We start from the raw sequence: 8,859 nt of genomic DNA, 5'->3' as shown, positions 1-8,859 counted from the left end.
GATTGTAAAAATTCATTGCAAAAAATTGCTGGGTTTTCTTCCTCGTATTCAGAAGTATTCGAAAGATTACAATCTACATTAATTGAATTAGAGGATATTACTGATACTACATTTCATTTAGCCGAAAAAAACACCTATAATCCAGAACGATTAGAATTTATTTCAAATCGACTGCAAACTATTTACGATTTACAAAAAAAACATCAAGTTACTTCAATTGAAGACTTGTTAGAAATACAAAATCAACTATCAGAAAAAGTACTTTTAGTAGACAATTTAGATGAAAAAATACTTCAACTAAAGGATTATTTAAGTCAGAAAACAGTTGAATTGAACACTATTTCTAAAACAATATCAGATAATAGGAGTGAAGCCATTCCTGTTTTTATTTCTAAAATTTCTGCTATTTTGTATGAATTAGGTATGCCCGATTCGCAATTTAAAATGGAATTAAATACTTCAAATTCGTTTCTTTCTAACGGAACAGATGAATTAGAACTTTTGTTTTCGGCTAATAAAGGAACCAGTTTAGGTTCGTTTAAAAAAGTAGCTTCAGGTGGAGAAATGTCAAGAATAATGTTAGCGATTAAAGCAATTTTAGCTGATTTTTCAAAATTACCTACCATTTTATTTGATGAAATAGACACTGGAGTTTCCGGAGAAATTGCACTAAAAATGGGAGAAATTATGAAAAAAATGAGTACCAACCGACAAGTTTTTGCGATTACACATTTGCCTCAAATTGCTTCAAAAGGCGATTCGCAATATAAAGTCTCGAAAGAAACTATTTTAGAGAATACGATTTCAAAAATTGTAAAATTAAATTCTGAAGAACGAATTATTGAAATTGCAGAAATGTTATCAGGTAAACAAATTACCGAATCGGCTCTATCTCACGCTAAAACATTATTAAATTAAAATGTATACTTTTGTATCAAGTTTATAAATACAACAACAATAAAAATATAAAATTATGATTATCGAACCAAGAATGCGTGGATTTATATGTTTAACTGCTCACCCAGATGGTTGTGCAAAAAATGTAAAAAATCAAATTGACTATGTAAAATCAAAAGGTAAAATTGATGGGGCAAAAAAAGTTTTAGTAATTGGTGCTTCAACAGGTTTTGGTTTAGCTTCAAGAATTACAAGTGCATTCGGTTGTGATGCTGCTACTATTGGTGTGTTCTTTGAAAAAGAGCCAAGTGAAGGAAAAACGGCTACTCCTGGATATTATAATTCTGCTGCTTTTGAAATGGAAGCAGATAAAGCAGGTTTATATGCAAAAAGTATAAATGGTGATGCTTTTTCAAATGAAATAAAACAACAAACGATTGATATAATTAAAAAAGATTTAGGTCAGGTAGATTTAGTAATATATAGTTTGGCTTCACCAGTTCGTATGCATCCTGTTACTGGGGTTTTACACCGTTCTACTTTAAAACCAATTGGTGGAAAATTTTCTAACAAAACAGTTGATTTTCATACTGGAAATGTTTCAGAAGTTTCTATCGAACCTGCAAATCAAGACGATATTGATAATACAGTTGTAGTAATGGGTGGTGAAGATTGGTCAATGTGGATGAATGCCTTAAAAGATGCAGGCGTTTTAGCAAATGACGCAATGACATTAGCATATTCTTACATTGGTCCAGAAGTTACTGAAGCTGTGTATAGAAAAGGAACAATTGGTCGTGCAAAAGATCATTTAGAAGCTACGGCTTTTGAAATTACAAAACAATTAGAAAGTGTAAACTGTAAAGCATACGTTTCTGTTAATAAAGCATTGGTAACACAGGCAAGTTCCGCTATTCCAGTAATTCCATTATACATTTCATTATTATATAAAACTATGAAAGCGGAAGGCATTCACGAAGGATGTATCGAACAAATGCAACGTTTATATTCAGACCGATTATATAGTGGCAATGCCATTCCAACAGATGAAAAAGGAAGAATTAGAATTGACGATTGGGAAATGCGTGATGACGTTCAAGAACAAGTGGCTAAATTATGGAAAGTAGCTACAACTGAAAATTTATCTGAAATTGGAGATTTAGCAGGATATAAGAATGATTTTGATAGTTTATTTGGTTTTGGTTTTGAAGGTGTAGATTATCAAGCAGAAACATCAGAAATGATTTTTATTCCAAGTATTTCAAAATAAAGCTGTAATTTTTTTACTTAAAAGTCCTGATTTATCAGGACTTTTTTGTTTTTATATATATCTTTGTTTTTATAAAACAAGACCATGCTATTTTCTTTAATTATACCTATTTTTAATAGACCTGATGAAATTGATGAACTATTAGAAAGTTTGTCAAAACAAACCTATACAGCTAATTATGAAATAGTAATTATAGAAGATGGTTCTTCAATTACTTGTGAACATATAACTCAAAAATATGTAACTTTAAATGTAAGTTACTATTTTAAACCCAATTCAGGTCCAGGTGATTCCAGAAATTATGGAATGAAAATGGCTAAAGGTGATTATTTTATCATTTTAGATTCAGATTGTATTATTCCAGACAATTATTTACAAACTGTTGATGAAGAATTGAAAAAGGATTTTGTGGATTGTTTTGGCGGACCAGATGCGGCTTTGGATTCTTTTTCAAATATTCAAAAAGCTATAAATTTCACTATGACTTCTTTTCTAACTACAGGCGGAATTAGAGGTGGGAGTGAAAAAATAGATAAATTTCAGCCCAGAAGTTTTAATATGGGCTTATCTAAAAAAGCATTTGAAGCATCAAAAGGTTTCGGAAATATTCATCCAGGTGAAGATCCAGATTTATCTATTCGATTATGGAAATTAGGGTACAAAACAAAATTAATTTCCAAAGCTTTTGTATATCATAAACGAAGAATAGATTGGAATAAATTTTATACGCAAGTAAATAAATTCGGTTTAGCAAGACCAATCTTAAATTCTTGGTATCCAGAATATGCTAAAATTACATTTTGGTTTCCAACTTTGTTTTTAGTAGGATTTTTGTTTTCTGCTTTAGTTGCAATTTTCAACTTTCCTTACTTTTTATATGTGTATGGTTTTTATTTTATACTGTTGTTTCTTGCTTCATTGAAAAAAAATAAATCTATAGAAATTGCTTTATATAGTTTGGTAGCAACAATAATTCAGTTTTATGGATATGGAAAAGGGTTTTTACTTTCATATCTTAAAATTCATATTTTAAAACAACAACCTGAGGTTGCCTTTCCAAAACTATTTTTTAAAAAATAAAATGACTAAAATAATTGGACTTACTGGTGGAATTGGAACAGGTAAAACAACTGTAGCAACTTATATTGCTTCAAAAGGAGTTCCTGTTTATATTGCAGATGAAGCTGCGAAAGAAATAATGAATACTAAAGAAGTTATTCAACAAGTTCAAGCTCTTTTTTCAGAAAACGTTATTTTAGAAAATGGTTATTTAAATAGAACGTTAATTCGTGACTTGGTATTTTCGGATAAAGATAAATTAGCACAACTCAATTCAATTATTCATCCAAAAGTAAAACGCGACTTTGACAATTGGTTGTCTCAACATCAAGATGCTCCATTTGTAATTAAAGAAGTAGCCATTTTATTTGAAACGAATGGGCAAGATTATTGTGATGCCACTATTTTAATTACAGCGCCTTTAGAAACCCGAATTCAACGTGTTTTGGAAAGAGATAAAACGTCAAAAGATATTATTTTACAGATAATTCAAAACCAACTTCCTGAAGAACAGAAAATTAGATTAGCGACATATGTTATTGAAAATGAAAATTTAGAGAAAACGTATGAATTTGTCGATATTTTAATAAAAAAATTAAATAATATTTAAATTTTAACATAATTGTTAAATATTGGTTAATTATTTCGCTTGCTCTTAATTCCGCCCTAACTTTGCTATGATGAATAAAACGAGGTTTAGAATATTAGTTTTTTTAATGAGTATTTCTTTGATAGGAATTATTTTAGTCCAGTTATATTGGATTAATAGTTCGTTTCAAAAAAATGACGATCAATTTAAACACCACGCTTTAGTGGTTTTAAGTAATGTTTCTGAAAAGCTAAACAATAAAGAAATGGTTGATTTCTATACGTCTTATAAAAAATTTAAAGACAGTACAGGAAGAGAACCAATGCAAGAGCAATTAAAACAACTTTTTTATTACGAAAAAGATTTCAATACAAAAGAAGTTTTAATTTATTCAAACACAATTATTCCTGAAGATTTTGGTATAGATGGTTCGTTCTTTGATAAAAATGCTGGTGCTATTAAAATTAGAGAATACCAAGCAAAAAGAAAAACTCAAGTTTATAAAGATAATTCTTTAGAAGGTAGCGAAACTAATATTGGTGCAAAACCTAACGTTACCATTCAAAAAAATGGTAGATTAGGTATTTTAGACCGTGTTCAATTTGAACTTTTGTTTAGAGATATTGTTTCTCAAAGACAAATTCATAAGAGAATTTCTTCAAAATTAGTAAATGATGTTTTGAATTTTGAATTATATAAATCAGAATTAAAAACACCTTATGAGTTTGCAGTGTATAAAAATGGTTTAGCGACAAAAATAAAATCAGAAGAGTTTAGATATGATAAATGCACTACATATAGTGTGCCTATTTTATTAGATGCCGAAGGAAAATCAGATTATAAATTATTACTTAGATTTCCAAATAAAACAAATTTTGTATTCTCGTCAATGTTACCGATGACAATTTTAACTTTATTGTTTGTTGTAATAATTTTAGTAACTTATACCAGTGCTTTAAAACAATTAATTATGCAAAAGCAGATATCTGAAATAAAAACAGATTTCATAAACAACATGACTCATGAATTTAAAACACCAATTGCGACAATAAATTTAGCTTTAGACGCAATAAAAAATCCTAAAATTATTGATGATAAAGAAAAGGTGCAAAAATATCTTCAAATGATTAAGGATGAAAACAAACGAATGCATGCCCAAGTTGAAAATGTGCTTAGAATTTCAAAATTAGAAAGAAACGAATTAAATATTGATAAAGAACCACAAGAAATTACAGATTTTATTGAGGATGCGATTGATCATGTGAGTTTAATTTTAGAAGATAGAGAAGGGAAAATACATACTCATTTTAATGCCAATAGAAATACTGTGCTTTTAAATGATGTACATTTTACAAATGTTTTGGTTAATATTTTGGATAACGCAATGAAATATTCGGTAGAAAAACCAATTATTAATTTGTATACGGAAAACATTAAAGATTATGTGCTTATTAAAATAGAAGATAACGGAATAGGAATGACAAAAGCCGTGCAAAAAAAGGTTTTTGAAAAATTTTTTAGAGAGCATACTGGCGATTTACATAACGTTAAAGGACATGGTTTAGGTTTAGCCTACGTAAAACAAATTATCGACGATCATAATGGCGAGGTTTTTGTTGAAAGTGAAAAAGGAAAAGGAAGTACATTTATAATTAAATTGCCATTAATAAATTAAGATATGGAAGCAAAAAAAATTTTATTAGTAGAAGATGATCCAAATTTTGGATCGGTCTTAAGAGATTATTTATCATTAAATGATTTCGAAGTTACATTAGCTAAAAACGGAATGGAAGGTTTCGAGAAGTTTAAAAAAGATACTTACGATTTATGTATTTTAGATGTAATGATGCCATATAAAGACGGTTATACTTTAGCGCGAGAAATTAGAGAAAGAAATACAGAAGTGCCAATTATCTTTTTGACAGCTAAAACATTAAAAGAAGATGTTTTAAAAGGTTATAAAGTTGGAGCTGATGATTATTTAAACAAACCGTTCGATTCAGAAGTGTTGCTGATGAAAATCAAAGCGATTATTCAAAGAAAAGCATCTGAAACAAAACCAGATTCAACTATTTTTGAGTTTACTATTGGTAAATTCCATTTAAATTCTAAATTGAGATTTTTAACTTTTGATAATCAAGAGCCTATTAAATTATCTCCAAAAGAATCTGAATTGTTAAAAATGTTAGCCCTTCACGAAAATGATTTAATGCCAAGAGAACTAGCATTAACAAAAATTTGGAGAGACGATAATTATTTCACGTCAAGAAGTATGGATGTATACATCGCTAAACTTAGAAAATATCTAAAGTTAGATGAACGTGTAGAAATATTAAACATACACGGAGAAGGTTTTCGCCTAGTTGTAAATTCATAAAAAAAAGGCTACCATATGGTAGCCTTTTTTTTATTAAAATTGCCAGCAAATAATTTGTGTTGTTTTGTTTCCGTTTGTTAAATGAAGTGTAGTACTGTTTTTAACTTCTACTTTCTTCATTTGTTTGTACAATGGCTTCAAGTTTGATTTCTTAGAAATAATAGCACTGAACCATTTACATTGATTTTTAAAGTGAACACTTTCATAAATCATATTGGTTACAAAAGCCAATTCGCCACCTTCGCACCATAATTCGTTATTCTGACCACTGAAATTTAAAACGGGTTTGTCAGCTACTTTTTGGCCTAAGTTTTTGTTTTTTCGTAATGAACCTTTTGCAGCTTCTTCCGCAGAGGAATGAAAAGGCGGATTGCAAATAACAAAATCAAAAACTTCTTCCGATTCTAAAATGTATTTTAAAACATTTCGTTTGTTATCATTAAATCGAACGGTTACGTTTTCATTAAGTTTTGGATTTTTACTTAAAATGGTTTCTGCAGATAGTAAAGATTGTTTGTCCACTTCGGTTCCTACAAATGTCCAACCATACTCATGATTTCCAATAATTGGATAAATACAATTTGCACCTACGCCAATATCTAAAATTCTAACGGCATTTCCTGTTGGAACTACTCCGCCATTTGAAGCTGCTAATATATCTGCAATATGATGAATGTATTCGGCTCGTCCTGGAATAGGAGGGCATAAGTTGGTTTTTGGGATATTCCAGTATTCTAAATTGTAAAAATGCATTAATAAGGCTTTATTTAATGCTTTTACAGCAATTGGATTTGAAAAATCAATTGACTTTTCTCCTGCTTTATTTAAGAATAAATGTAAGTTTAAATCGGGATGTGTTTTGATTAATTGTGCAAAGTCATATCTGCCAATATGTTTGTTTCTTGGGTGTAAACCTTCAAAAGAAAGGTTTGTTTCATTATTTTCCATATTCTATTGTAAGTGGCAAATTTACAATTAATAATACAGATTTACATTATGATAAGAAACAAAAAATCCCAACCTTTCGATTGGGATTTTGTATAAGTAAGATATAAATATGATTAAACGTTGATTATTTCACTTTATTTACGATAGCTGCAAATGCTTCTGAGTGGTTCATAGCTAAATCGGCAAGAACTTTACGGTTCAATTCGATGTTGTTAGCTTTTACTTTACCCATAAACTGAGAATAGCTCATTCCGTATTGTCTTGCACCAGCGTTAATACGCATAATCCATAAGGCACGGAAATTTCTTTTCTTTTGCTTTCTATCACGGTAGGCATAGCACATTGCTTTTTCTACCGCATTTTTAGCGACTGTCCAAACGTTTTTACGTCTTCCGAAGAATCCTTTTGCTTGTTTTAATACTCTTTTTCTTTTAGCTCTTGTAGCTACTGAATTTACTGCTCTTGGCATAATTTTAAATGTTTTTTGTAGTAAGGCGACTATATTAGTACTTTCAACTTCTGTTGTCAGGCTAAGCCTGTCGAAGTCTGCCCACTCCAGGGTTATTAATTAGTTTTAACCAAACAACGTATTAAATAATATTTAATTGTTGTTTAATGCTTTTCTCATCTGTTTTATGAACTAAACCAGAGTGAGTTAAAGCTAATTTACGTTTTTTAGATTTTTTTGTCAAAATGTGACTCTTAAAAGCGTGTTTTCTTTTGATCTTTCCAGAACCAGTAACTTTAAATCGTTTCTTAGCACTAGATTTTGTTTTCATTTTAGGCATTTTTTCCTAGGTATTTAATTTATTCTTACTTACTATCTTGATAGCTTTAAGCATTAGGCAGTAAGCATTAGGCTTTTGATAGCTTATGGCTTATTGCATATTGCTTGTAGCATTATTTTACTTTTTTCTTAGAAGCAATGTATATAATCATACGTTTTCCTTCTAAAACAGGCATGCTTTCTACTTTTCCGAATTCTTCTAAATCTTGAGCCAAACGTAATAATAAAATTTGTCCTTGCTCTTTATAGATAATAGAACGTCCTTTAAAAAATACAAATGCCTTTAATTTTGAACCTTCTTGTAAGAATTTTAAAGCATTTTTTTTCTTAAATTCATAATCATGTTCATCAGTTTGAGGTCCGAAACGAATTTCCTTAATTACAACTTGACTAGATTTTGCTTTTAATTCTTTTTCCCTTTTCTTTTGTTGGTATAAGAATTTTCCATAATCCATCAATTTACAAACAGGTGGTTCTGCGTTTGGTGAAATTTCAACTAAGTCTACTTCTTGTTCTTCTGCAAATCGTAATGCATCAGCCATTTTGTAAACACCTGGTTCAATGTTTTCACCTACTAAACGTACTTCAGCTACACCTCTAATTAAATTATTAATACGATGTGCGGCTACTTTTTCTACTCTAGGAGTGTAACTCCCTCTTCCTCTTCTAATTGCTATGACTCTGTAATTTTAGTTAAACTTTAAAATTGTTTCAATGTTTTGCTTATTTCTTCATTTACAATTTTTGCAAATTCTTCAATTGTAACTGTAATATTTCCTTTCCCTTCTTGTCCATTACGACGTACAGAAATGGTACCATTTTTTTCTTCTTCTTCACCAACTATTAGCATAAATGGCATTTTCTGCATTTCTGCTTCTCTAATTTTCTTACCAATTGTCTCGTTTCGGTTGTCAATTAGGGCGCGAATTTCG

At 29.7% G+C, this 8,859-nt stretch carries 10 protein-coding genes and 1 pseudogene; 6 read left to right on the top strand and 5 right to left on the bottom strand.

The genetic code is table 11. From position 1 onward, the window contains the following. From ACIQ11_RS06515 to ACIQ11_RS06490, 6 genes and pseudogenes are all read left to right on the top strand, one after another. Nucleotides 1-918, top strand: a pseudogene (locus tag ACIQ11_RS06515) (DNA repair protein RecN); the annotation flags it as partial. A gap of 55 nt (nucleotides 919-973) precedes the next feature. Further along, entirely contained in the window at nucleotides 974-2,167 is a 1,194-nt protein-coding gene (gene fabV, locus ACIQ11_RS06510) for an enoyl-ACP reductase FabV (RefSeq protein WP_396153887.1), read from the top strand. Between the two features lie 84 nt (nucleotides 2,168-2,251). Then, on the top strand, nucleotides 2,252-3,247 hold the full coding sequence (locus tag ACIQ11_RS06505; protein WP_396153886.1) for a glycosyltransferase: 996 nt from the start codon (nucleotides 2,252-2,254) through the stop codon (nucleotides 3,245-3,247). Nucleotide 3,248: 1 nt separating this feature from the next. Continuing rightward, nucleotides 3,249-3,836: a dephospho-CoA kinase gene (gene coaE, locus ACIQ11_RS06500; RefSeq protein WP_396153885.1), complete on the top strand. Its 588-nt coding sequence runs from the start codon at nucleotides 3,249-3,251 to the stop codon at nucleotides 3,834-3,836. Nucleotides 3,837-3,906: 70 nt separating this feature from the next. Next, on the top strand, nucleotides 3,907-5,490 hold the full coding sequence (locus ACIQ11_RS06495) for a sensor histidine kinase (RefSeq protein WP_396153888.1): 1,584 nt from the start codon (nucleotides 3,907-3,909) through the stop codon (nucleotides 5,488-5,490). A 3-nt stretch (nucleotides 5,491-5,493) separates the two neighbouring features. Beyond that, on the top strand, nucleotides 5,494-6,192 hold the full coding sequence (locus ACIQ11_RS06490; protein ID WP_396153884.1) for a response regulator transcription factor: 699 nt from the start codon (nucleotides 5,494-5,496) through the stop codon (nucleotides 6,190-6,192). A 33-nt stretch (nucleotides 6,193-6,225) separates the two neighbouring features. Here the strand turns inward: ACIQ11_RS06490 and rlmF are convergent, their stop codons facing one another. The 5 genes from rlmF to ACIQ11_RS06465 form a co-directional block, all read right to left on the bottom strand. Continuing rightward, the gene (rlmF, locus tag ACIQ11_RS06485) at nucleotides 6,226-7,140 is read right to left on the bottom strand and encodes a 23S rRNA (adenine(1618)-N(6))-methyltransferase RlmF (RefSeq protein WP_396153883.1); all 915 of its coding nucleotides are present in this window, start codon (nucleotides 7,138-7,140) and stop codon (nucleotides 6,226-6,228) included. 124 nt (nucleotides 7,141-7,264) lie between these two features. After that, nucleotides 7,265-7,609 (bottom strand): 50S ribosomal protein L20, encoded by a 345-nt coding sequence (rplT, locus tag ACIQ11_RS06480; protein WP_091312626.1) that lies wholly within the window; start codon nucleotides 7,607-7,609, stop codon nucleotides 7,265-7,267. Nucleotides 7,610-7,730: 121 nt separating this feature from the next. After that, nucleotides 7,731-7,928, bottom strand: coding sequence for a 50S ribosomal protein L35 (gene rpmI, locus ACIQ11_RS06475; protein ID WP_140964640.1), 198 nt, complete (start codon nucleotides 7,926-7,928; stop codon nucleotides 7,731-7,733). Between the two features lie 112 nt (nucleotides 7,929-8,040). Beyond that, entirely contained in the window at nucleotides 8,041-8,541 is a 501-nt protein-coding gene (infC, locus tag ACIQ11_RS06470; protein WP_291241622.1) for a translation initiation factor IF-3, read from the bottom strand. An 86-nt stretch (nucleotides 8,542-8,627) separates the two neighbouring features. Next, a partial coding sequence (locus ACIQ11_RS06465) for a His/Gly/Thr/Pro-type tRNA ligase C-terminal domain-containing protein (RefSeq protein WP_396153882.1) occupies nucleotides 8,628-8,859 on the bottom strand: 232 nt, incomplete at its 5' end.

The organism is Flavobacterium sp. (assembly GCF_044361065.1).
GTDB lineage: Bacteria > Bacteroidota > Bacteroidia > Flavobacteriales > Flavobacteriaceae > Flavobacterium.
The sequence above is the reverse complement of the archived record's forward strand: the minus strand, read 5'-3'. Positions and strand labels throughout refer to the sequence as shown.

Coding starts and splice junctions, on each gene's coding strand:
- fabV (WP_396153887.1), top strand. CDS start 974: ATGATTATCGAACCAAGAATGCGTGGATTTATATGTTTAACTGCTCAC.
- ACIQ11_RS06505 (WP_396153886.1), top strand. CDS start 2,252: ATGCTATTTTCTTTAATTATACCTATTTTTAATAGACCTGATGAAATT.
- coaE (WP_396153885.1), top strand. CDS start 3,249: ATGACTAAAATAATTGGACTTACTGGTGGAATTGGAACAGGTAAAACA.
- ACIQ11_RS06495 (WP_396153888.1), top strand. CDS start 3,907: ATGAATAAAACGAGGTTTAGAATATTAGTTTTTTTAATGAGTATTTCT.
- ACIQ11_RS06490 (WP_396153884.1), top strand. CDS start 5,494: ATGGAAGCAAAAAAAATTTTATTAGTAGAAGATGATCCAAATTTTGGA.
- rlmF (WP_396153883.1), bottom strand. CDS start 7,140: ATGGAAAATAATGAAACAAACCTTTCTTTTGAAGGTTTACACCCAAGA.
- rplT (WP_091312626.1), bottom strand. CDS start 7,609: ATGCCAAGAGCAGTAAATTCAGTAGCTACAAGAGCTAAAAGAAAAAGA.
- rpmI (WP_140964640.1), bottom strand. CDS start 7,928: ATGCCTAAAATGAAAACAAAATCTAGTGCTAAGAAACGATTTAAAGTT.